The sequence below is a fragment of the Novosphingobium sp. PhB165 genome (assembly GCF_004341845.1).
Classification (GTDB): Bacteria; Pseudomonadota; Alphaproteobacteria; order Sphingomonadales; family Sphingomonadaceae; genus Novosphingobium.
The window spans coordinates 1-21101 of record NZ_SLVB01000013.1 but is presented as its reverse complement, the minus strand read 5'-3'; the positions used below and the strand labels follow the sequence as shown (position 1 = coordinate 21101).

General features: G+C 61.7%; 19 protein-coding genes. 3 read left to right on the top strand and 16 right to left on the bottom strand.

Features of this window, described 5'->3' with window-relative positions; all coding sequences use genetic code 11:
- Window positions 1-11: 11 nt before the first annotated feature.
- Genes EDF56_RS23625 through EDF56_RS23595 form a run of 7 tightly spaced genes read right to left on the bottom strand, consistent with a single transcriptional unit; the run spans window position 12 to window position 7191 of the window.
- Window positions 12-443, bottom strand: a complete 432-nt coding sequence (locus EDF56_RS23625) for a hypothetical protein (RefSeq protein ID WP_132392243.1) — start codon at window positions 441-443, stop codon at window positions 12-14.
- Window positions 440-1471, bottom strand: coding sequence for a hypothetical protein (locus tag EDF56_RS23620; RefSeq protein ID WP_132392241.1), 1032 nt, complete (start codon window positions 1469-1471; stop codon window positions 440-442). The genes EDF56_RS23625 and EDF56_RS23620 overlap by 4 nt, the downstream gene beginning before the upstream one ends.
- Window positions 1461-1928, bottom strand: a complete 468-nt coding sequence (locus EDF56_RS23615; protein WP_207905021.1) for a cytochrome c — start codon at window positions 1926-1928, stop codon at window positions 1461-1463. The genes EDF56_RS23620 and EDF56_RS23615 overlap by 11 nt, the downstream gene beginning before the upstream one ends.
- 23 nt (window positions 1929-1951) lie before the next feature.
- Window positions 1952-2452, bottom strand: coding sequence for a DUF3341 domain-containing protein (locus EDF56_RS23610; protein ID WP_165912355.1), 501 nt, complete (start codon window positions 2450-2452; stop codon window positions 1952-1954).
- Window positions 2453-2465: 13 nt separating this feature from the next.
- Window positions 2466-3785 (bottom strand): NrfD/PsrC family molybdoenzyme membrane anchor subunit, encoded by a 1320-nt coding sequence (nrfD, locus tag EDF56_RS23605; protein WP_132392235.1) that lies wholly within the window; start codon window positions 3783-3785, stop codon window positions 2466-2468.
- Window positions 3782-6583, bottom strand: coding sequence for a TAT-variant-translocated molybdopterin oxidoreductase (locus EDF56_RS23600; RefSeq protein ID WP_132392233.1), 2802 nt, complete (start codon window positions 6581-6583; stop codon window positions 3782-3784). The genes nrfD and EDF56_RS23600 overlap by 4 nt, the downstream gene beginning before the upstream one ends.
- Window positions 6580-7191 carry a cytochrome c3 family protein gene (locus EDF56_RS23595; protein WP_243652817.1) on the bottom strand — a complete coding sequence of 204 codons (612 nt, stop codon included), beginning with the start codon at window positions 7189-7191 and terminating at the stop codon, window positions 6580-6582. Before EDF56_RS23595 ends, EDF56_RS23600 begins: the two co-directional genes overlap by 4 nt.
- A 541-nt stretch (window positions 7192-7732) precedes the next feature.
- Between EDF56_RS23595 and EDF56_RS23590 the strand changes: the two genes are divergently transcribed.
- Window positions 7733-8449 carry a UdgX family uracil-DNA binding protein gene (locus EDF56_RS23590; RefSeq protein ID WP_132392229.1) on the top strand — a complete coding sequence of 239 codons (717 nt, stop codon included), beginning with the start codon at window positions 7733-7735 and terminating at the stop codon, window positions 8447-8449.
- 74 nt (window positions 8450-8523) lie between these two features.
- On the opposite strand, the gene EDF56_RS23585 is transcribed toward EDF56_RS23590, so the two are convergent.
- The 5 genes from EDF56_RS23585 to EDF56_RS23565 all read right to left on the bottom strand — a co-directional run bounded on the left by EDF56_RS23585 (window position 8524) and on the right by EDF56_RS23565 (window position 13384).
- The gene (locus EDF56_RS23585; protein WP_132392359.1) at window positions 8524-10284 is read right to left on the bottom strand and encodes an SLC13 family permease; all 1761 of its coding nucleotides are present in this window, start codon (window positions 10282-10284) and stop codon (window positions 8524-8526) included.
- A gap of 283 nt (window positions 10285-10567) precedes the next feature.
- Window positions 10568-11164 carry a PRC-barrel domain-containing protein gene (locus EDF56_RS23580; RefSeq protein WP_347813001.1) on the bottom strand — a complete coding sequence of 199 codons (597 nt, stop codon included), beginning with the start codon at window positions 11162-11164 and terminating at the stop codon, window positions 10568-10570.
- A 46-nt stretch (window positions 11165-11210) separates the two neighbouring features.
- Window positions 11211-11621, bottom strand: coding sequence for a low affinity iron permease family protein (locus EDF56_RS23575; RefSeq protein WP_132392227.1), 411 nt, complete (start codon window positions 11619-11621; stop codon window positions 11211-11213).
- A 104-nt stretch (window positions 11622-11725) separates the two neighbouring features.
- Window positions 11726-12640, bottom strand: a complete 915-nt coding sequence (locus tag EDF56_RS23570; protein WP_132392225.1) for an NAD(P)/FAD-dependent oxidoreductase — start codon at window positions 12638-12640, stop codon at window positions 11726-11728.
- A gap of 510 nt (window positions 12641-13150) precedes the next feature.
- Window positions 13151-13384: a hypothetical protein gene (locus EDF56_RS23565; protein ID WP_132392223.1), complete on the bottom strand. Its 234-nt coding sequence runs from the start codon at window positions 13382-13384 to the stop codon at window positions 13151-13153.
- A gap of 461 nt (window positions 13385-13845) precedes the next feature.
- On the opposite strand from EDF56_RS23565, the gene EDF56_RS23560 reads away from it, so the two are divergent.
- Both EDF56_RS23560 and EDF56_RS23555 read left to right on the top strand, forming a co-directional pair.
- Window positions 13846-14766: a Ku protein gene (locus tag EDF56_RS23560; protein WP_132392221.1), complete on the top strand. Its 921-nt coding sequence runs from the start codon at window positions 13846-13848 to the stop codon at window positions 14764-14766.
- 247 nt (window positions 14767-15013) lie between these two features.
- Window positions 15014-15658: an isochorismatase family cysteine hydrolase gene (locus EDF56_RS23555; RefSeq protein WP_243652816.1), complete on the top strand. Its 645-nt coding sequence runs from the start codon at window positions 15014-15016 to the stop codon at window positions 15656-15658.
- Window positions 15659-15877: 219 nt separating this feature from the next.
- Here EDF56_RS23555 and EDF56_RS23550 read toward each other — a convergent pair whose 3' ends face one another.
- From EDF56_RS23550 to EDF56_RS26110, 4 genes are all read right to left on the bottom strand, one after another.
- Complete coding sequence (locus tag EDF56_RS23550) at window positions 15878-16372, bottom strand: YetF domain-containing protein (RefSeq protein ID WP_165912354.1); 495 nt, start codon at window positions 16370-16372, stop codon at window positions 15878-15880.
- A 20-nt stretch (window positions 16373-16392) separates the two neighbouring features.
- The gene (locus EDF56_RS23545) at window positions 16393-17643 is read right to left on the bottom strand and encodes an Nramp family divalent metal transporter (RefSeq protein ID WP_132392217.1); all 1251 of its coding nucleotides are present in this window, start codon (window positions 17641-17643) and stop codon (window positions 16393-16395) included.
- A 657-nt stretch (window positions 17644-18300) separates the two neighbouring features.
- The gene (locus EDF56_RS23540) at window positions 18301-20025 is read right to left on the bottom strand and encodes a ShlB/FhaC/HecB family hemolysin secretion/activation protein (RefSeq protein ID WP_132392215.1); all 1725 of its coding nucleotides are present in this window, start codon (window positions 20023-20025) and stop codon (window positions 18301-18303) included.
- Window positions 20022-21101: MBG domain-containing protein (locus EDF56_RS26110; protein WP_279389735.1), on the bottom strand; the 1080-nt coding region annotated here is incomplete at its 5' end. The genes EDF56_RS26110 and EDF56_RS23540, both read right to left, overlap by 4 nt.

Here is a 21101-nt window from a genome sequence, read left to right as displayed (position 1 = left end):
AAGGGCGCGCCTCATTGCGGCATCTTCCCGTGACCGCGCGCGCCCTGCTGCGCCGGCGGCGCGCCCTCATCGTTCCAGCCGCGCCGGGCGACATCGGCCATGGCCTTGTCGATCGTCTCGGGCCCTTGTTGCAGGCGCTGAGCGGCGGCCTGCTCGATCCCTTCGCGTTCGGCCGGCGGGTCAGCAAGCAGATGCGGCGGCGGGGGCTGAACCTGGGTGCGGCCCGCTACGGAAGGGGTGGGCCCACGGCTTTGCCAGACGCTGGCGACGAGCCCCGCCGCGCCAAGCGCGGTGGGCACGAGCATCATGAATACCGCGACGACCAGCGCAACTTTGACCGGCGGCGCATCGCTCCGCTCATATTCGCGCGCGTGGCTCGCGGGGTCGGCATGCTGTGAGCGGCCTCGCTGGACCCGGGTCTTGGCGTGGAGCGGCCGGGTCATTTTGGAGCCCTCCGCGCGATACGCCGGCGCAAGGCGAGGCCCAGCGCAGCCGATGCGAGAAGGGAGAAGGCAAGGCTTGCAAGCAGGAAACTTACGACAGCAATCACGCCCCGTCCTGGCAGGGCGAACCATGCAAATTCGATGAGCTTTCCGGCGATCACGAGAACGCTCAGACGCAGCAGCCAGACCGCGTCCGCGCGAATTGCGGCAAACAGCAGCATGATGAGCGGAATTGCGCCGAGCAGCGCGAAGGCCCATTCCGCCAGGTCCCAGCCTCCTGCCCGGCGGCCATACCATTCCGCGCCTTCCGGCAACCCGGGCGACCATGAAATGAAAAAGGTCAAAAACTGGATATACGCCCAAATGAGCAGGAGAGTGAGCAGCAAGGCGCCCAGCACGCCAATTCGATAAGGCCGGCTGCCGATCGCGATCCGAAACATCAGCAGCGCGCAATAGGCAAGACACAGCGAGAGTATCAGCATCTGGAGCCCGAAGGCCGACGATGCGAATTTCAGATCGAGCGACATCAGCCAGTCGACAGCGACCAGACTTCCCAGAACCGGCAAGGCAATCAGAGCGGCGACCGCGATAGCCCGGCTGCGGCGGCGCGCGCGTATGCTGCGCGCCGCGCCCCACAGCAGTGCGAACCACAGGACCGTGCGCAGGGCAAAGGCAAACGGTCCGAGCCAGAAGATCTGGAACGCGGTATCCGGGCGGTGGCTCATCCACGGGTAGATGAACGCTGTTCCGGCCATGACCGGCAGGAACGTTATGAACGCGGGCAGGGCGAGCATTGTCCCGGCCTCGCATGTGAGACGCAGCGCCTCTCCCCACGCGCCCGGGATCAGCTTCATCATCGCAAGCAGGCAGAGCGAACCGGCAGGAAGTCCCGCAAAGGCCGTCGCCGCCCCGAGCCACCCCGTCAGCGCTGCTCCGGGATCGAACCATGTCAGCGCGAGCGCGGCCGCCGCGCAGAGCGCAGCGATGGCGAGTGTCCACAGATCGGCCCGGGACAGTCTAATGCCCATGGGCGCTGCCCGCTGTCTGGAGCGCGCGAACATAGGCAGCGATTGCCCACCGATCGCGCGGCGCTACCCGGTCCGCATAGCCATACATTACGCCGTAGCCGTCGGTGATGACCGTGTAGAAATGCGCAGGAGAAGCCGCGATCAGACGGGGCTCGAGATAGCTCGGCGGCCGGGGAAACCCTCGCGCAGGGACGATTCCGTCGCCTCGCCCGTCAATTCCATGACACATAGAACAGTAGATGCCGTATCGCTCGCGGCCACGCGCGATGAGGGCCGGCGTCATCGCCGGTCGCTGTTCCTGAAGAATGGCGGCAGCCGTATCCTGCGCCACCGTACCGTCGGGCGGTGCTTGCATGGCGCTGCCATTGGCATTCAGCGGCGAGCGCTCGAAATCATCGTAGCGGGACTGCTGCTCCATGTTCTGGTGACACCCGCACAGCAGCGGCAGGAGGACCATCAGAGACACGAGGCACGACGCTTTCATAGCTGCACCTCGATAATGGCACGCGGCGTGAGTGCGGCCAAAGCCTTGCCGGCAGCGTCGCGGTCAAACCCCGCGTCCGGCAGGATCGCCAGGAAGAACCGCTCGGCGGAAAGGTCGAAGCGATCCGCGGCAAAAACCGGATGGTTGAGACGGGGCAACCGGTTGGCAATGAACATCGTCGCAATCCCCGAGAGGACGGCGCCCAGCACCAGCATCTCGAAACAGATCAGCATGAAGGCGGGAACCGCGATCAGCGGCCGCCCGCCGATCCAGAGCGGGTAGGCCAGGTTGATCCCGGCCTGCATCAGGAAAGCCGCGAGCGCGCCCACCGTGCCGCCGATCATCATTGCGCGTGCAACGGCATTGTCGGTGTAGCCGAGCAGCCGATCCAGTCCTTCTACCGGGAAGGGCGTGAAGGCTTCCAACCGGTTCCAGCCCTGGGAACGGAGCCGGCGCGCTGCATCGAGCAGGCGGCCCGGGCTCTCGAACTCGGCCATGAGAGCATAGAGCTCAGCCATCGAGAGCCTCCTGCGCTTCCTCACGCACCTCGAACGCGGAGATCACCGGCAAGAAGCGGATAAACAGCAGGAAGCAGGTGAGGAACAGCCCCAGCGTTCCCGCATAGAGACTCCAGTCCCAGAAAGTCGGCCTGAACAATCCTTCGGAGCTTTCCAGCCAGTCACGGTAGAGCGAGGAAACCAGCAGCATATAGCGCTCCAGCCACATGCCGACGGCGACGCTGAGGCCGATCAGAAAGAGCGCGATTGGAGAGGTGCGGACGCGCGCCCACCACAACGCTTGCAGCGGCACGAAATTGAAGACGACTGCGCCCCAATAACTCCAGGCATAGGGGCCGACGAAACGGTCCCACATGGTTTCCGCTTCTCGCCCGCCCGACCAGGCGGCGGTGAAGACCTCGGCCAGGTAGCCATAGGCCGTCATCAGGCCGGTCGCGAGCAGCAGGATACCCAGCATGTTCAGATGGCGCGGCGTAACAAGAGCGCCAAGCTTCAGCATGGCCCGCAACCAGAGCGTCAGCATCGAGACGACCGCAAAGCCCGAAAATGCGGCGCCGAGCACGAAGTAGGGTGGGAACACGGTCGAGACCCATCCGGGCACCGGTCCCGCGGCCATCAGCAGCGAGATTTCCGAGTGGACCGAGACGACAAGCGGCACAGCTATGGCCGCGGTCAGGCGATAGCTTTGCTGCCAGCGGTGCCAATGCGCGGCCGAACCGCGCCAACCCAGCGCGCCGAGGCCGAAGAAGATCTGCCAGCGTCGCTTCTCGGCCCGGTCGCGGGCAGCGGCAAGATCGGGCACGATCCCGATATACCAGAACAGCACCGACACGATGAGATAGGTCAGCACCGCGAAGAAATCCCAGGTCAGCGGGCTCCTGAACTGGGGCCATATGCCCATGGTGCTGGGGTAGGGGGCCATCCAGTAGAACCGCCAGGGGCGGCCGAGGTGCAGGATCGGGTAGAGACCCGCGCACATCACTGCGAACAGCGTCATCGCCTCGGCAAAGCGGTTGAGCGAATTGCGCCATTGTTGGCCCACCAATAGCAGCATTGCGGAAATCAGCGTTCCGGCGTGACCGATACCCAGCCACCAGATGTAGTTGGAAATGGGAAAACCCCAGCCGACCGGAATATTGTTGCCCCAGATGCCGGGCCCCCTGGCAAACAGGACCGCGACGGACACGAAGAAAAGGGCGAGCAGGCAAAGTGCGAACAGGAACATCACCCACCAGCCCATCGGGGCGGGAAAACGGGTCGGGATCGCGGCGATCCGCTGCGCGGCGGCCTGTTGCTGCGCGGGATCGGTCATGCCATATCCCCGCGCCGGATCCGCGCCTGATAGGTCGTGCGCGGGCGGGTATTGGCCTCGCGAAGCAGCTCGTAATCGCGGCCATTGGCCTTGCGCTTCGAGACCGCACTCTCGGCGCGTGATACGTCTCCAAATACAATCGCCTGTGTGGGACAGGCCGCCTGGCAGGCGGTGACCACTTCGCCTTCGGCGATCGGCCTGTCCTCTTTCTTCGCCTCGATCCGGGCCGCGCTGATCCGCTGGATGCAATAGGTGCACTTTTCCATCACCCCGCGCCCGCGCACGGTGACTTCGGGATTGCGCACGGCGCGAAGTTCCGGTGGATCGCCGCCGGTCAGGTCGAACCAGTTGAATCGCCGAACCTTGTACGGGCAATAGGCCGAACACGTGCGTGTACCGATGCAGCGATTGTAGACCTGAAGGTTGAGACCCTCCGGGCTATGAACCGTCGCGTTGACCGGGCACCCCATTTCGCAGGGCGCATCCTCGCAGTGCATGCAGGTCACCGGCTGGAACACGTGTTCCGGATCCTCTGCCGAGCCCTCATAATACCGGTCGACACGGATCCAGTGCATTTCCCGGCCTTTTGCAACCTGCTCCTTGCCGACCATCGGGATATTGTTTTCGGCAACGCAGGCGACGACGCACGCGTTGCAACCGATGCAGAGATCAAGATCGATCGCCATGCCCCAGGCGGGGCTCGATTTTTGCGGCGGAAAGAAACTGAAACGCGGCGGCTCCTGCGGCAGCTTGTCGCCGGCGGCATCGACAAAACGGACAAACTCGTCGTCCTCCATCGCGAAATGGTGCTGGGTAGAGGCGACCTGTTCGCTCCGTCCGGTTTTTTCGAGCCGCACCTCGCCCGTAGCCCCGACCAGCGGCCAGGCATTGAAACCGATGCCTTGGGCAACGCGGCCGCCAAGGGTCCGACCATGACCCAGATGCACCAAGATGGTGTCACGCTGCTGGCCGGGCAGGATCCAGACAGGTCCCTCCACGCTGCGATCGCCAACCGACAGGCGCACGACATCCTCGTTCCTGAGCTCCAGCGTTTGCGCGAGAGCCGGGCTTACGTGGATGGCACTGCCCCAGGCGATCTTCGTCAGCGGCTTGGGAAGTTCCTGGAGCCAGGGGTTGGAGGCGAACTGGCCGTCCCAGACACAGGGATCCGGACGGACGATCACGGTCAGGCCCTCGTCTCTTGGCGCGGGCACCTCCGAGCCCTTTGTGATCGGGTGGACTGAGGCGGCCGCCGCGGGAGGCGGGGCTGCGATCCAGCCCTGAAGCAGTGTCTGGCGCCAACGCTCATCGTCCAGTTCCCAGGTTTGACGTACGATCTCGAGGCCCGTCTGCTCGGCGCCAAGGAGACCGCTCAGCAAGGCATGGCGCGATCGAACCGCCAGCCAGGGGCGGACCAATGGCTGGGTAATCGTCGCCGATCCGTCCGCGCAGCGCCCGTCGCTCCAGCTCTCGAGCGCATGGGCAAGCGGCAGGTGCCAGTCGGCATGGGCGGCGGTCTCGTCGGCGTGGAGACCGGCATGGATGCGTAAGCGCACCTTTTTCATTGCTGGCGCAAAACTTGGGTTCGCGTAGACGGGATTGGCATCCAGCACGAACAACGCTGTCACTGCGCCCTGGCTCATATCGGCGACAAGCGCGGAAAGGTCCTCACCCTCGGCGGGAAGGTCGGGCTGGGGATTGCCGAGCCGGGCCGCGATCCGCCGTACGGCGTCATGGAGATCGGCGGCATGATGCGCGCCGAGCGCGATCACCCCCTGACCGCGATGCAGGTCGAGCGCCTTGGCGACGGTTTTTATCCACCCCGCTTCCCGTGTGTTGAGAACCGCCGGTGCTGGCCGTTCGTCAAGCGCAGCCTCCAGCGCGGAGATCAGGACTGCGATCCGGTCCTGCCGCACCGGCAAACGGTCCGTTGCCGTGACTCCGGTGATCGTCGGGCTTGGCTCGGCAACGAACATCAGCGCGCTGCCTTGTCCGGCCTGATATGCGCGCCGCCGCTCGGCCCAGCGCCTGGCGTGACAGGTCTGGAAAGGGCCGGGACCGATGATATCGTCGTCCAGCGCGACGACGACTTGCGCGCTGTCGAGAAGCAGGCCTTGCGTGCGGCGCTGGAGGGGGGACCATTCGTGCCACCGGGCCCGCGGCCAGCGAGCCATGATCTCGCCGATCTGGCGCTGCAGAGTGGGCGAGCCCACCGGCCCGGTCAGGAGGCGAAAGCCCGCGCCGCCGCTTTTATCGAGGCCAGCGCGCAGACTGCTGATTGCGGCATCCACATGCGTCCAGTCGGTCTCGCTGCCTCGGAACGCGGGCGCTTTCGACCTCTCGGGATCATAGAGTCCCAGGAGAGCCGCCTGGGTAAAGGCATCGGTTGCCCCCCCGCTTGCCGGATGATGGAGATTGCCCTCCAGTTTGATCGGCCGCGCCATCCGTGTTTTTCCCATCACCGGCTGCGCGATGCCGTCCAGTTCCACTGCCGTTGCGTAATAGCGCGCAATACCGGGCACTTCGCCATCGGGCTGCACCACATAAGGCAGCGCATCTTCGTCCGGAGATCGCTCGCACCCGTCGAGGCCGGCGAGCGCCAGCGCTCCGCCAAGGCATTTCAGGACGTCGCGGCGCCGCCAGTCGCTCGCCGCGCCGCCAAGCGCCGGAAATTCCTGGGCAAGGCGTTCCCGCACGTCGGCGCGTTCGATCAGATCGTCGAGCCCGCGCCAGAACGCGCGGCCGCGCGCGCTGCGTAGTGCCGAGAGGGCGGTCTCGAGTGAGGGCTCGCCGCTCATCGGTGACAAATCCCGCAATTGACAAGGGTCTTGGGATCGATGCGATGGGCGGCCATCACCCGCTCGCCATAGCGACGCTTGTCGGCTTCCGACCAACCGAGCGGCGTCATCCTGGTAACGCGATCGGGAGGTCCGAGGTGAGGGGCGGGATCGCGGTGACAATCGATGCAGAACTGCATCTCGAAGGGCTGGGCACGAAAGGTGAGCGCCATCTTGTCGATGCGGCCATGGCATTCTGCACAAGCAACGCCCCGGGCAACATGGATCGAATGATTGAAATAGACATAGTCCGGGAGCTGCGACACCCGGTGCCAGACGAGTGGCTGTCCCGACGCGAGGCTCTGCCGGACGGGCGCAAGCACATCGGCGCCGGTCCACAGCTGCGAGTGACAGGTCATGCAGACATGGGTAGAGGGCAGGCCCGCCTCAGCGCTCGTCTCCACGCCGGCATGGCAATAGCGGCAATCAAGGCCGATATCGGCCACATGGTGCTTGTGACTGAAGGGGACCGGCTGGTGCTGGACCCAGCCCTGCTCGGTTTCATAGGGTGAACGGACACGCGCCCAGCCGGCAATCGCTAACACCGCTGCCGCAAGACATGTCATCATTGCGCCGATCCGCAACCAGGTATCAGCTGCGGGAGGGAATATCTGTGCCAGTTGACCCTCCCTGCCTGTGCGGGAGGAACGAGCTCGGCGCCGATAGGTTCCTCACGCAACCTTGAGATGGGTATGTCGCGCGCCCATTTGCCGAAATCGGCGGGCACCGAGCATCGAAAGCCTTTTTCTGGCTGTCTGAACGAGCAGATCGTGTTCCGTAGGAACTTCGGCGCTTGCAAGGTGCGAGCCGCTGGCCGGGCAGCCATCTGCGGCGAAATGCAGGCGCAAGCATTGCCGTCTGGAACGACGTCGCGGGGCCGGTGGTTATTTGTCTGGAAAGTATCACCGCCAGAGGAGGCTGGAATGGAGAATGATCGGTCACGGCCAAAGAACCGGGAAGTCGAGGATGAGATGATCAGGCCCCCCGCAAGAGAAGGCGAGCCGCCCAAATCCGCGACGGACGCAAAAGGGAGCGGATCTCCATCGAAGGGCAAGTCGCAGGGCGCTGCGCCGCCGGGGCAGATCCGGGAGGTCGACCAGGACAACGCTGATGTGCCCGACAGCTAGATCGCGATCGTCAGCACAGGGCCCACCGCGCTCTGGTGGAGAAAGGAAAGAAACGCAGTTCCAGAATCTGGATGCCCTCTACAAGACTCTGCAGGACGAGGACATGCCGCCCACATCGCGGTTTTCAGATCGCTTGGTCCTAGGAAAGGGACCGGTCCATGCCCGCTTGATGCTGATAGGCGAACAACCGGGCGATCAGGAGGACCGCGCAGGGTTGCCTTTCGTTGGACCCGCAGGAAAATTGCTCGACGCATGCCTTCAAGAAGCGGCCATCCCGCGCAACCGGGTATTCGTTACCAACGCGGTCAAGCGTTTCAAGTTCGCTCAGCGAGGCAAACGGCGGCTTCACCAAAGGCCCACCAGCGATGAGATTGTCCATTATCGCTGGTGGCTGGAACAGGAAATCAGACTCGTCGATCCTGCTGTTCTCGTGACCCTTGGAGCAACAGCCTTGCAAGCGGTTCTCGGCAAACGGCAAACGCTGGGTCCCCTGCGAGGGAATGTAATGTGCTGGGAAGGAAGGCAGCTTGTTGTAACCGTGCATCCCAGTTTTCTGCTCCGGTTGCGCGACGCATCTGCAAAGGCGGTCGAACGTTCACGCTTGGTCAGCGAGCTGGGAAAGGCTTGGGCAATGAGCGAAGCTGCGCAGACGCTTAGCCCGTGGCGAAATCGCAATGTTCCGACCAAGGATACGAACTGACCCGGTTCTCATGTTTGTGCAGGTCGGCGTAAGGCAAATTTCGGCGCGACACCGCGCGGGGAAGGCCAACCTCATCATACGGGCCAAAACGTCATAATGAGGGGTGGTCCTGCGAGGAGAACAAGCAATGACAGCGGCGCACCCAGGCGCGCATAATCTGTAAATCGATAGCCTCCGGGGCCCATGACAAGGGTATTGCACTGATGACCGATCGGCGTCAGGAAATCGCACCCTGCACCAATTGCCGTAGCCATCAGAAACGCGTCCGGTCGATATCCCAGATCATGGGCAAACACGGCCGCGATAGGTGCCATCACGAGAACTGTCGCGGCATTGTTGAGGAAGGGCGTCACTGCCATCGAAATCAGGAGCACCATCGCCACGGCGCCCCACGGCGGCAGATGCGAAGCCAATCGGGCCAATTCGACCGCGAGTACGTTTGAAGCTCCGGTGGTCTGAAGCGTTTCGCTGACGGGGATGAGCGCACCCAGCATGATGAGGATTGGCCATTCGATCGCCTTGTAAGCATCCTCGGCTGGCAAAGCTCCGGTAATGAGGACAACACCGGCTCCGGCGAAAAACGCGAATGCGACCGGCACGAGCCCGGAGGCGGTTGCGATCATGGCGCTGGCGAGGATGACGATAGCGAGCCACCCCTTGCGCTCGCGTCCCAGGCGGATCGGTCGCTGCGCCAGAGCCAGCACTCCAAGTTGGGAAAGCTGGCTCGGCATTGCGTCGAGATCGCCCTGCAGCACGACGATATCGCCGGCCTGTATTTTGACTCCGCTGGGCTTGTTTTTAAGCCGCGAGCCCTCGCGGGAGATCGCGATGAGCCTTAGGCCCATACGCTCCTTCAGCATCAGCCGGCCGGCATTGGACCCAACCAGGACGGATCCGGCGGTGACAACGGCTTCGATAACGCCAGTCTGATCGTCCGGGTGATCCGAAGCATCAGGTTCGTGGAGTATGAGGCCCGCGCCGGCGATCGCGCGTTCCAGAGCATCGGGATCGCCCATCAGGATCAAGATGTCATTTTCCTCGATCATCGTATCGGGCAACACCTCGGCGCGAAGCCCATGCCGCAATACCGCCGTCACTTCGACCGAACCTTCCTGGCTGTCGACGAAAGACCCGACCGTATCTCCGATAATCGACGCCTGCGCCGCCACTGTCGCCTCGGTCGTGTAGGCCGAGATATTGAGCGCCTCTCCCATGGTGACAGGCGCCTGACGTTCCGGCAGGAGCCGTTTGCCGAACTGCAAGAAGGCCAGGCCGATAACGAGCAATCCGAGCCCCGTCGGCAAGTAGTCGAACATGCGGAAGGGCTGGCCCGTCATCTCTTCCCGCACGCGGCTGACGATAATGTTCGGAGAAGTTCCCACCATGGTCGTCAGCCCGCCCAGGAGCGAAGCGAAAGCCATGGGCATGAAAAACCGGGATGGATTGGTTTCACTCCGCTTTGCCAATTGCGAAGCGGCGGGCATTAGCATTGCAAGAGCGCCGATATTCTTGATCAGCCCGGAGGCCGCACCGACAAGCGCCGTCAAGGCGAAGAGCTGAGAGCCGGGTCGGTGCAAACGGTCTGCCAGTCGGTCAACCGCCAGTTCCACCAATCCGGAGCGCTGGACCGCCGCCGACAATATCAGCGCGGAGGCGACGATAATGACGATGTCGTCGGAAAAACCGGAAAATGCCTTGTCTGGCGGCACAAGTCCCAGCGCAACGCTGGCGAGCAAGGCAATCACCGCAGTGACGTCAAACCGGAAGCGGCCCCAGATGAACAGCGTCATCATCCCGCATAAAAGGCCGATTGAAAGCCATTGTTGAATATTCATGACACCCCGCGCAGAAGATTGCTGCCCATCGGAAATGGCCGGGGTCGACATTTGTTCGCATTGTAAGGGGCATTCTTTTTCAGCAGGAGGATTTAATCACAAAGATCAAAGCGCTCGTGAAACGCTGTGTGAGGTTGGCCCGGCCGAACATAGACCCGTCGGGCCTTCTGTATCGCGGTGGACTTCGCAGGAAACGTGCACTGTGCGACGGTATCTCGCTTCCCTGCATGGGGGCGGGGTCGATACGACGGGCGGTATCGATATATCGTTTTTTCATACGGGTTTATGCGGACAATTTGCCCATCGTAAGCTCAGCCGAGGCGGGCCAGTCATCGCTTGTGAGCGGCTCGATACGCTCAAATTCGGCTTGGGAAATCGTCAGCGTCAGCAGGTCACAACCAAAGGCGATCACCGTGGCGGGAACGGGCCGCAACACTTCCTCCAGTCCGCCGATCGTACTGGTCGCCACTACGGCGTAGCTAACTGCGCCCGACTGGCATTCGATAAGCGCCTCAATCGCCTTGCCTAGCGCGGTGCCGTCTGCCGCCACCACGGGCATTCCCGCCATCCCCGTGGCCGGAAACAGCGTGGGAACCGTTGATTTCCGGCTAGCCACGGCGGCGGATCGGGCGCCGTCCTCGTGTGCGCGCTGTCGTCCGAGCCACCGCCAGATGCCGGCAAGATTGACGAGCGTCAGGAACGCATTCGCGATGATCAGATTCGGCTGGCCGGACGTGAAGCCGACGATCGTCCAGCAAATGGAGCCAAGCGTGAAAACCGCAAAGCCCCACCCCGTCACGCGTGCGCCCAGATTGGCGGCCGTCATCATCGCGGCGATCATCGTCGCGATTGGGGCGATCCAATTGGCGATTTCGTTCAAGATGCATCCCCTTAGGTCGGCGCTGGGCGGCCCAAAACACGGGACTTCAGTATCGCGCCAACAAGCTGTCGACGGTCCGCGTGACTGTGCGGTCCTTGTCGTCTTCGGAACGAATGTCTTTCTCAAGTGCGTTGCGGATTTCGCAGATCTGCGCGTCGGTCAAATGCTCGATGCCCACGAACTGCGACCTGGCTTGTTCCAGTGACCTGAGGATTTCGTCGAGTTTGGCCTGCATCGCTGCGCCGTCGCGGTTTTGGCTGTTCTGGATGAGGAACACCGCGAGGAACGTCATTACGGTAGTGGCGGTGTTGATGAGCAGTTGCCAGGTGTCGGAGTAGTGCAGGGCGGGCCCGCTTGCGGCCCACAGGATCACGCCGGCGAGCGATAATACGAAGGCCAGCGGGTGGCCCATCCAATTCGCGGCTTTCGACGCGATTGCAGTGAAAAAGCGATCCATGCAAAATTCCTGAAAATCAAGGCCGCAAGAGCGACCGATACGGCAATCGCACCTGCCATGAAAACGCTGGACCGGCCTACTTTGTTGCTGCGCGGCGGGGTGCGTCAGCGGGCGAGGGGACCATTCTCTGCAAGGTCGTTTCGGATTGTTGTGGCTGCTACGCCCGCTTCACCCATCGCGTGGCTGATCTGGTCAAGACCTTTGCTGACATCGCCCGCGGCATAAAGCCCGGGAATACTCGTGCGCTGATGCGGATCGACCAGGAGACACCCATCCGGGCTGACCCGGGCACCGAGCGCGATCGCCAGTTCCGAGCGAATGCGCGATCCCAGCGCAGGGTAAAGCGTGTCGAACGGAATATTTCCGGCAGGCGTAGGAACCACAATCGCATCGTGCTCAACCCGCAAGGTTGCACAGGGCCCGTCAACGATGCGGACGTTCAGGCCACCAAGCCTTTCCCGCTCGGTTGGAGATAGATCATGCAAACTGTCAGGTGCGATCAACGTTACGTTCTTGGTGAACATTCTCAGGAAGATCGCTTCGTTGCAGCCATGGCTGTGCGTGCCCAGAACTCCGACGTTCTTGTCCGTCACTTCATAGCCATCGCAGATCGGGCAGTACCGGATCAGACCTCTCGCAAGTGCGTGGTCGTGCAGCGAAGGAGCAAGATCGGGCCGATTGTTGACGACGCCGGTCGCAAGGAGGATCGTGCGAGCCTGCAGGGCCCGGCCGCCCAGATCGGCGCTGAAGGCGCTGCCCTGCCATTCGATCCTCTCGATCGTTCCCGATATGACCTCCGCGCCGAACTCGGCTGCCTGCTCGCGCATGCGGCGCAGCAATTCCCTGCCAGAAATTCCGCCCGGGTAACCGGCATGATTGCGTGTGAGGGGAATCAGGGCCGCACGACTATCTCCCGCATCGACGATGCGCAGGGCCAAATGGAAACGGGCCAGGTAGATGGCCGCAGTGAGGCCCGCAGGGCCGCCTCCAACGATAAGGCAATCAAGCAGTGGCGCCATTCAGTCTCAAGGCTGTGCGGTCTATTTTGTTCCGCTTGCGAGCGATGAAGTGAAGGGCGGGGGACAAGGGACGGATCTATCGGTCAAAATACCCGGCGTGATATCTTAGAAGCCCGGCGGCCGTCCATTCTCATTGCGCAGCGCAAATGGCACGGCGCTGCCTGCGCTGATTTGCTGCTCAATCTGCCGGCGGGGGTATCCACCGGGTGCGATTTGCATTGTCTCGCGCCTTTTGGCGGAGGAACAATTATTGCCGGTGTCCTGCGCCGCAGCGCTGGCGCCTTACCCAAACTCATCAATTAATGGGCCGCCATCGGCTCCCCGAAGTCGTCTCGGGTGATCGCGTGGCGTCGTCGCATCGGCTAACTACCGCCGGACGGCCGGGTAGTCCTCTATTCCGTGCGAACGCCGCGAAGCTGCGGTAGATGAAAGCGGACGCCAGGCTCCGGGTCCACCACTAAAGCAGCCTGCGAAGACTGCAGTTTCTCACTGCGAACTGCTTGACGGCCTTCAATAGCTACCGGGCGGATCGCTTGCGGGGAAACTCTCGTCGATCTGTTCATCAAGAGGGTCCCAGTCGTCATTATGGATGCCGGATTGGTCTTCCGGGCCTGCGTTGCGAACCACGCCCGATGAACCCACTGGGCCTCTATCATCCTCGACCGCGTGATTTGCTGTTGAGAATTTAGAGTACAGGAAATAACCAATGGCCGATAATAAGCCCAATTTTATAATTCTGCGCATTGCTTTTCTCCATAATTCGAGATCTGTCCGGCAAATGGTTCCGAATGTTCTATATCGAAAGGTAAGTCGTTCGCCTTAGTTATTCGGTTTGTCATTCATTAACGGCTTCGCGCCAAACGATCCTTGGCTGCGCTCAGTGAACGAGCGAAGGCAGCATAAGGAGCCCGCCTGCTGCAAATATTGTCGCAACGAGACCCGGAAGGGGTGCAGCAGCAAAACCGCACGCTTACTGGCGAAAAAAAAGGGCGGGCAGCCGTCGCGATCGTTCCTCCGGCATTGATCCGTCATGTTCGGACAGAGCAATTTCTTTGTGATTGACGGTTTGCCTCGGCCAACTATTTGCGCGCCGTCTCGAAAAGCATCGGCGCTCGACTACCGGCGCGGGCCGGACCACTATTATGCGCCGCTCGGGAACGACAGGTACGGAAAGTCTTTATCCGAATGAGCCGGAGGAGGCATTTATGGCCGCGCGTCCCTACTGGAGAGGCCAGATTCGACTGGCGCTGGTTTCGATCCCCGCCGAGATTTACTCCGCAACGAAAAGCGGTGCTACCATCGCTTTCAATCAGATCGACGAGCCGTCCGGCAAGAGGATCAAGTGCGAAAAGGTCGTGCCCGGCATTGGACCCGTCGATATCAACGACATCGTCAAGGGCTACGAGTATGCAAAAGGGGAGTATGTCCTGCTCGACGAGGCGGAGATCGAAGGAGTCAAGCTGGAAAGCAAGAAAACCCTGGAACTGACCCAGCTTGTGGATGCCCCGGACAGCGACATGATTTACTTCGAAAAGCCGTTCTACGTTATTCCGTCCGACGATCTGGCGGAAGAGGCGCTCGTCGTTCTTCGAGAAGCACTTCGACGCAGTCACAAGATCGGTCTGGGCAAGTTGGCGATGCGGGGGCGCGAGTGCGGGGTTAGTATCAAGGCATGTGGACGCGGCATGGTCATGGAGACCCTTCGCTATGCCGACGAAGTCCATAACGCGGCAAGCTACTTTCGCGAGATTGGCGAGGAAGATCCCGACGAGGACCTCCTCGATCTTGCAACCACGCTCATCGACAAGAAGACGGGGAAATTCGAAGCAAGCGAATTTCACGATCGCTACGTTGACGCGCTCATGGATCTGATCGAGCGCAAGAAAAAAGGAAAGACGCTCAATATCGGAGCGGAAAGCGGCGATGCGGAAACCGGGGGTAGCAATGTGGTCGATCGGATGGCGGCGCTCAAGAAGTCGCTGGGCGCTGGGCTCAAGGCTACTCAGCCGGCGCCAAAGGCGGGGTCTAAAACCACGGCAAAAAAACCGCTGCAAAGGGAAGGGCTAAATCAACCACGCGTAAGAGGGCGTGAGACCGATCGTTTTTCCAAAGCGGCCGGTAGATGATCCCTGATCGGTTTGCTCACACGGGCGGGGCAAGTGGAGAGAAGTGGTTTTATCCTGATTAGACGGCAACTGCTCGAGGACACAATGGTGCGTCAAGATGTCCTGGTCGAAGATGTTTCTGGAGACCAACAAGCAGAGCGTCCGCTCGACGAGCGTTCCTGCGGACATGCCCATCCCCTGCGAGCGGCCGATCATCGTTATCGGCGAAATCGGATCATAAACATGGGTCCATTGGCGGAGGCTTGAAATGGTAAGTTCCAAATCAGAGGCCCCGGCGCAGGCGATGGGTGAAACCGAACAAGGCCGCGCGGCGCTTTTGATCGTCGACATGATTAACCGTTTCGACTTTCCGGGCGCTGATATTCTCAAGCCTCGGGCTCTTGCGATCATGCCGGCGATCGAAATGCTCATTCGGCAATTCGACGCGCTCGAGTGGCCCGTCATCTACGTCAACGACAACTTTGGCGAATGGCATTCGGATCGGTCGGTATTGATTGAACGAGCGCTTGAGGGCGGAAATCAGATCGCGCGCAGATTGCGCCCGCGCGACACGGATTATTTCATCCTGAAGCCGCAGTTTTCGGGCTTCTACGCCACGAACCTTCCCGTGCTTTTGCCAAAGCTAGGTGCCACACGGCTGGTTCTAACCGGTATCGCCGCCGACATCTGCATTCTCTTCACCGCCGCGGATGCCCACATGCGGGATTATTCGCTGTGGGTGCCAGCCAATGCCGTTGCAGCCGAAAGTGAGCAACGCCAGAATTGGGCGCTTGAAATCATGAAAGCGTCCATGGGTGCGCGAACCGATGCGACCGCGCAATTGGAACTCAGCAGGTGGCGGGACGAAACGGCATTTTGCGAGAAGACTGTGGCTTGGGACCCGCCAAAGTGAGCGATTGTGCGACACTCTCACCGGATACACCACGAGCAGCTCGGAAGTTTGCCCATGCTCTTCCTGCTTTGGACACTCCCCAACCGACCGCGGTGTGCGCCGCCGCAGACAGTATTTCTCATCGGACAGCTTGACGGATTCCAGCGGCAACTCAACCTCCGCGTGAACTGCTACTGCCGCACCGATCGCCTGATATCTTCGTGCTGGTTTATCCTCTTGTCAGGGTTTGTTTCTCGGCACGACGCTGATCTTGCCCCCTCGCTCGATCGTCGCGACTTCGACGTCTTCGATCCGAAGCACTTGCTCCATTCGCAGGCTCTCCATCAGATCGGCATGGCTTATGTCGTGCCGAGCCATGGCTCGGTCATCGATTTGCCCGTCCCGCACAAGCACCATCGACTTGCCTTTGACGAAGCTCGCCAGCGGGTTCCACCGAACAGTCGCCATCGCTACGAGACGGTGAAGCGCTACCAGTAGCAGCGTTGCTGCAAGAGAGGGCAGGAATGGCGCCTTGCCTGTCATGGCGCGACTTATGTTGGAGCCTACGATAACAGCTACAATGATATCGAGCGGAGTGAGGTTGGAGAATGTACGCCTTCCGGCGATTCGGATGCATGCCAGTCCATAGAAAAAGAGGATGGCGGCGCGCGCGCACAACTGGGCTGTAGTGGGCGTTCCCTCGTCCGAGCCGATTATCGCGTGCAGCCATTCCATGACGCATCCCTTCCGAGATATCACGCCGCGGTCGCGAACATCGCAGCGACTGCAGCGGCCATGACCACCGTGGCGAGCCATCCGAACACGCGAAGCGCAGGCGGCGCCACGAATTTCTTCATGATCTGTTTGCGAGCGACAACGATCATCAGGCCGACGAGTACCGGCACGGCGGCGATGCCGTTGAGCACAGCGCTCCAGAACAGCGCTTTCATGGGGCTGAAGGGCGACCAGTCGATCCCTATGCTGAGCAAGACGCCCAGGACGATGACGAAGTAGAACGCCTTGGCCCGGTGCGGCTTGGCCTCAAGGCTCGCGTTCCAGCCGCCAATCTCGCAAATGCCGTAGGCTGAGGATCCTGCCAGCACCGGCACGGCGAGCAGCCCGGTTCCGACGATCCCGAGACAGAAGATCGCAAATGCGAAGTTACCGGCCACAGGCTGGAGCGCCTTGGCTGCGTCGGCCGCGCTCTGAATATCGGTCTTGCCTGTATGATGGAGTGTTGCCGCCGTGCCGAGGATGATGGCTAGTGCCACGATATTGGACACAGCCATCCCTGCAAACGTATCCCATCTGATGCGCCTTAGCGCATCTCCGCCTTGCTCTTCAGCTTCCGTTAGAGGCTTTCGCTCCTCTTTTTGTTCAATTTCCTCCACCTCCTGCGCAGCCTGCCAGAAGAACAGATACGGACTGATGGTGGTGCCGAAAATCGCAACAATGGTCGTAAGTTCGTCCTTCCCCGCAATTCGGGGAATAATCATACCTTTTACCACTTCCTGCCCGTCGATCTTCACCATGAACAGGAGAGCGACGTAAGCGAACAATACGAGCGTGAGCCATTTGAGCCACGAGGCATAGCGATGATACGGTATACGCAGCTGCAGGAACAGCGAGATCACCGCGAAAGTCCCGGTGAGAAGATGCTTGTTGATCGGGGCAACCAGCCCGCCTGCTTCTCCCATTGCGGCAAGGTCTGCCCCCACGTTGATCGTGTTGGCGGCGAAAAGGAGCAATGCGAGCAAGATAACCAGCCAGCGCGGCATGACTGTCTTGAGACTGTGCGCAAGTCCTTTGCCGGTGACACGCCCCACCCGCGCGCTGGCGAGTTGTACAGCAACCATCAGCGGATAGCACAACACCAGCGTCCACATCAGGCTGGTGCCGAACTGCGCGCCCGCTTGAGAATAGGTGGCGATGCCACTGGGATCGTCATCCGCGGCGCCTGTAATGAGCCCTGGTCCAAGCTGGCGAAGCTTTTTGCCGATGCCCATTCATTCTTCTCCAGCGAGGGGCCAAAGATTAGTCGATATCGGCCCGATCTCTCTCAATTCTTGCGTCTCGCATTCCAATCGATGAATTCTCAGGTGCCGGAGAAGTTGCCTTTGGCGGCATGGGAGCATGCTTGTTCGGGTTTGCAAAGTGCGTCCGCATCAACGCGGCAACAATATCGGTTAACTTCCTGGCGGTTCAATCGTACCGTTCAGCCCCATGACGCACTGCCCTGCGGAATATTGGCTATACCGTATTAGAGCTTACGCGGTCTTAGGGGCGATACTGGGCGATCTGCATCAGCGCCTCGATCTCGGGGTCAGTCATGCCGCGCCGGAATGCATTTCAGCAGGTTTAGGGAGGCGGCTTGCGAAGCGGGATGTCAGCGGGATATTGACGGACGCCTGCGCTGGCATCGCATGCGCATTTGAAAATCGCTGAAGGCTTTGACAGTCCGAGGTACCGGTCTGATCGGGCGAGGTGGATGTGCTGGGACCGGAAACCATGGAGCGAATGGGCGGAAGGGAAGGGGCGACCTAATTCGATCGCGAGTTTGTCTTGCCTTCTGGAATGGCATTACGTGACTCAGGCTTCGGCCGCGATCTTCGCACACAGCGCGAGACTCTTCCAAGCCTGCTCAAAATGGGTTTTCACGGCAATTAGAAGCGCTGGGTCACGTTGAACAGGAAACGCGTATCGTGGCGGCAGTTCAGGCAGTCCGCCGGATCGCCGGTCAACTGGTGACTGACTTCGGGATTGAAGCTCAGCGCCTTCAGCAGGTTGAGGCGCAGCCCCAGGCCGATGGTGGAGAGATCGTTCCAGTCATAGGGGCTTTTCGTCACATCGGACGCGAAGCCGTAGTCGTAGCGGCCGTAGATCTGGAAGCCGGTGAGCCACTTGTTGGAGAGTTCGTGGCCATAACGCAGTTCGCCCCGGACGCTGAGGCCGCTGTCCCCGGTGATCGCACCCGGCGGATAGCCGGTGCCGTTGCGCGGGCCGCCGACGCCGAAGCGTTCGGTGGTGGGCAGCGGATCGTTGCTCCACTGGAAGTCCATCTGGCCGAAGACGGCGAAATGCCCAAAGACCGGTTGCAGGCGCGCGAGGCTGCCGCTGATGTAGAAGAAGTTGCCATCGGCGTTCACGCGGACCAGTCGCGGATCGTCGCGCTCGCTCGATCCCAGAACGCTCAGCCCCATGTTGAACAGGACGTCCAGCATGGTAACCGCGCCCGTGCCGTCCACCACGTCATAGGTGAAGCGTGGCTGGATCATGCGGACATGTTCGCGCGTGGGATTGCGGATGTCGTCCGGCAGGTCGGTCACGCGGTTTTCAAGGTCGCGCCAGATCAGCGAGATACGGGCCGAGAGGTTATCCGTGCGGGAGCGGATGATGGGCTGGAAGAACGTGATCCGGCCCTCGAAATTGTCGCTGCGGGTGTGGAAGGGGAAGACTTCCTCAGGCAAGTCGGGCTCGGACTGGCTGTACTGCGCGGCGAACTGGATGGTATTGCCGGCAAAGGGCCCGCCGCGATTGACCGGCAGGGTAAGCGCGCCCTGAAAGTAGAACATGGTCTGGTCGACGATATCGCCCGCACCCGTAAGGTCGATCTGCTCACCCATGCCAAGCCGATCGTATGCGCTGACACCCGCCGACAGCGCGTAAGGGCCAAGGAAGCGAGACCCCTGGTTGTCGAAGCTGACGAAGCCCTCGAACGGCAACCGCTGCGTCACGATTTCGAGGTCGGCGGCGCCGAACGTGGTGGACGACGGACGCAGGACACTCTGGACGTTGACGCCGGGGATGTCGCCGATCAGCAGCACATTGCGCTCCAGATCCCGCGCACGCAGCGGGCGCGAGCCGGAAATATTGGCGGCAAGGTTGCGTGACAGCCGCTCGGGACGGGGCGGCGTGCCGCTGAACTCCACTTTGTCGATGAAGCCTTCGACCACGCGCAGCGAGATGCGGCCGTCGGAAATGTCCTGTGGCTCCACCACCGCCAGCGCGAGCAGATAGCCGTCGCGCCGGTAACGGGCCGTGATCTTTTCCGCCAGCGCGTAGAGGTCGCTCAGGGCCACTTCACGGCCGATCAGGTCCGTGTAGAGCGGCTTCAGGTCCTCTTGCGTGTAAACAGTCATCCCGGGGAACGAGACGTCCTTCAACACGAAGCGCACCTGCTCGGCGCCGGGCGGCGGGGCCGTGGGCGCGACCGGAGGCGGCAGTTCCTGCGCATTGTCACGCTGCGGCGGGGTTTGCGGCTCGAAACGCCGCTGCGCCTGCGGCACTTGCGCAGCGCCCGGAAGAGCTTGCGCGAAGGCACCGCCGGTGGGCGCCAGACAGCACAGCGCGAACGCGGCGCTGCCGCATGTGCGGACAAATGGCATCATCTGCGGGTCGTCCAATAGTCCGTGAGGAAACCTTGGGCCTGGCAGGCCACGGCGTCGGTCAGCGATGCGGCCGCGCAGGGCTGCGCGCCCTCGGGCCGCCGGTCGGCATGCTGGCCGGTCCGATCGTTGTCCACCGCACGCCAGTCAGTCGAGGCGGCGCCCTTTTCGATCATGACATAGCCCAGCGCATAGCTGCGCATCAGCGGATCGGGGATATAGGGATTTTCATAGCGCGTGGTGCGATAGACCGCGTCTCCCGGCGTATCCGGATCACGGCCGCGCTGGATATAGTCGATCCGCCATGGATCGTAGGATTGCGCCGTTAACGTATCCAGACCGCCAGGGCGTTGAACGATCGTGAACAGGCCTTCCACGAACTGCAATTCGTAATTGCCGCTGAGGAGGGACAGATTGCCTTGCCGGATCGGAAACGTGCCGATGTCCTCGCCGGGATCGCGAAGGAGCTGGCCCGTCACCACATCGATCCCATCGCCGTTTTTCAAGCCATCCACGCGATAGGTCAGCAGCGGATCGGGTTCGCCGACCACCTTGCCGTTGGGATCGGCCGTAACGATCAGTCGGGCCCGGGTAATTCCCAGCACACCGTCCACATAAGTCAGCACATAGTTGCGGGTCGCCAGCCCCAGCGAGCCCTGCTGCACGGCATAGTTGCCCACATCCTCGCCCGGCTCGCGGCCGAGCGCGCCGTTCAGCACGGTGCCAGCCGTGTCGCCGTTCCGCAGGCCATCCACCGTATAGGTGAACCGGGGATCCGGCGTGCCGTAGACTTTGCTGAACGTCCCTCCGGTCACCAGCAACGGGGCAGGCGTGATGGTGAAATCGGCCGAGGTGAATCCCAGCGTATAATTGGCACTGATAAGCCCAAGCGAGCCGAGCCGGATGGCATAAGTTTCGACATCCTCACCCGGATCGCGGGCCAGCGCGCCGGAAAGAACCGAGGCCGCGGTGTCCGCGAACTTAAGTCCGTCCACCGTGAAGCCCAGCGCCGGATCGGACGTGCCGTAAACTTTGGTGGCATCCAGCGCGGTCACATGCAGAAGGGCCGGTGTGATCGC

Coding starts and splice junctions, on each gene's coding strand:
- EDF56_RS23540 (WP_132392215.1), bottom strand. CDS start 20,025: ATGATGCCATTTGTCCGCACATGCGGCAGCGCCGCGTTCGCGCTGTGC.
- nrfD (WP_132392235.1), bottom strand. CDS start 3,785: ATGACCGATCCCGCGCAGCAACAGGCCGCCGCGCAGCGGATCGCCGCG.
- EDF56_RS23590 (WP_132392229.1), top strand. CDS start 7,733: ATGTGCCCGACAGCTAGATCGCGATCGTCAGCACAGGGCCCACCGCGC.
- EDF56_RS23600 (WP_132392233.1), bottom strand. CDS start 6,583: ATGAGCGGCGAGCCCTCACTCGAGACCGCCCTCTCGGCACTACGCAGC.
- EDF56_RS23575 (WP_132392227.1), bottom strand. CDS start 11,621: ATGGATCGCTTTTTCACTGCAATCGCGTCGAAAGCCGCGAATTGGATG.
- EDF56_RS23545 (WP_132392217.1), bottom strand. CDS start 17,643: ATGGGCATCGGCAAAAAGCTTCGCCAGCTTGGACCAGGGCTCATTACA.
- EDF56_RS23585 (WP_132392359.1), bottom strand. CDS start 10,284: ATGAATATTCAACAATGGCTTTCAATCGGCCTTTTATGCGGGATGATG.
- EDF56_RS23555 (WP_243652816.1), top strand. CDS start 15,014: ATGGTAAGTTCCAAATCAGAGGCCCCGGCGCAGGCGATGGGTGAAACC.
- EDF56_RS23565 (WP_132392223.1), bottom strand. CDS start 13,384: ATGCGCAGAATTATAAAATTGGGCTTATTATCGGCCATTGGTTATTTC.
- EDF56_RS23620 (WP_132392241.1), bottom strand. CDS start 1,471: ATGGGCATTAGACTGTCCCGGGCCGATCTGTGGACACTCGCCATCGCT.
- EDF56_RS23625 (WP_132392243.1), bottom strand. CDS start 443: ATGACCCGGCCGCTCCACGCCAAGACCCGGGTCCAGCGAGGCCGCTCA.
- EDF56_RS23550 (WP_165912354.1), bottom strand. CDS start 16,372: ATGGAATGGCTGCACGCGATAATCGGCTCGGACGAGGGAACGCCCACT.
- EDF56_RS23610 (WP_165912355.1), bottom strand. CDS start 2,452: ATGGCCGAGTTCGAGAGCCCGGGCCGCCTGCTCGATGCAGCGCGCCGG.
- EDF56_RS23615 (WP_207905021.1), bottom strand. CDS start 1,928: ATGGTCCTCCTGCCGCTGCTGTGCGGGTGTCACCAGAACATGGAGCAG.
- EDF56_RS23595 (WP_243652817.1), bottom strand. CDS start 7,191: ATGATGACATGTCTTGCGGCAGCGGTGTTAGCGATTGCCGGCTGGGCG.
- EDF56_RS23560 (WP_132392221.1), top strand. CDS start 13,846: ATGGCCGCGCGTCCCTACTGGAGAGGCCAGATTCGACTGGCGCTGGTT.
- EDF56_RS23570 (WP_132392225.1), bottom strand. CDS start 12,640: ATGGCGCCACTGCTTGATTGCCTTATCGTTGGAGGCGGCCCTGCGGGC.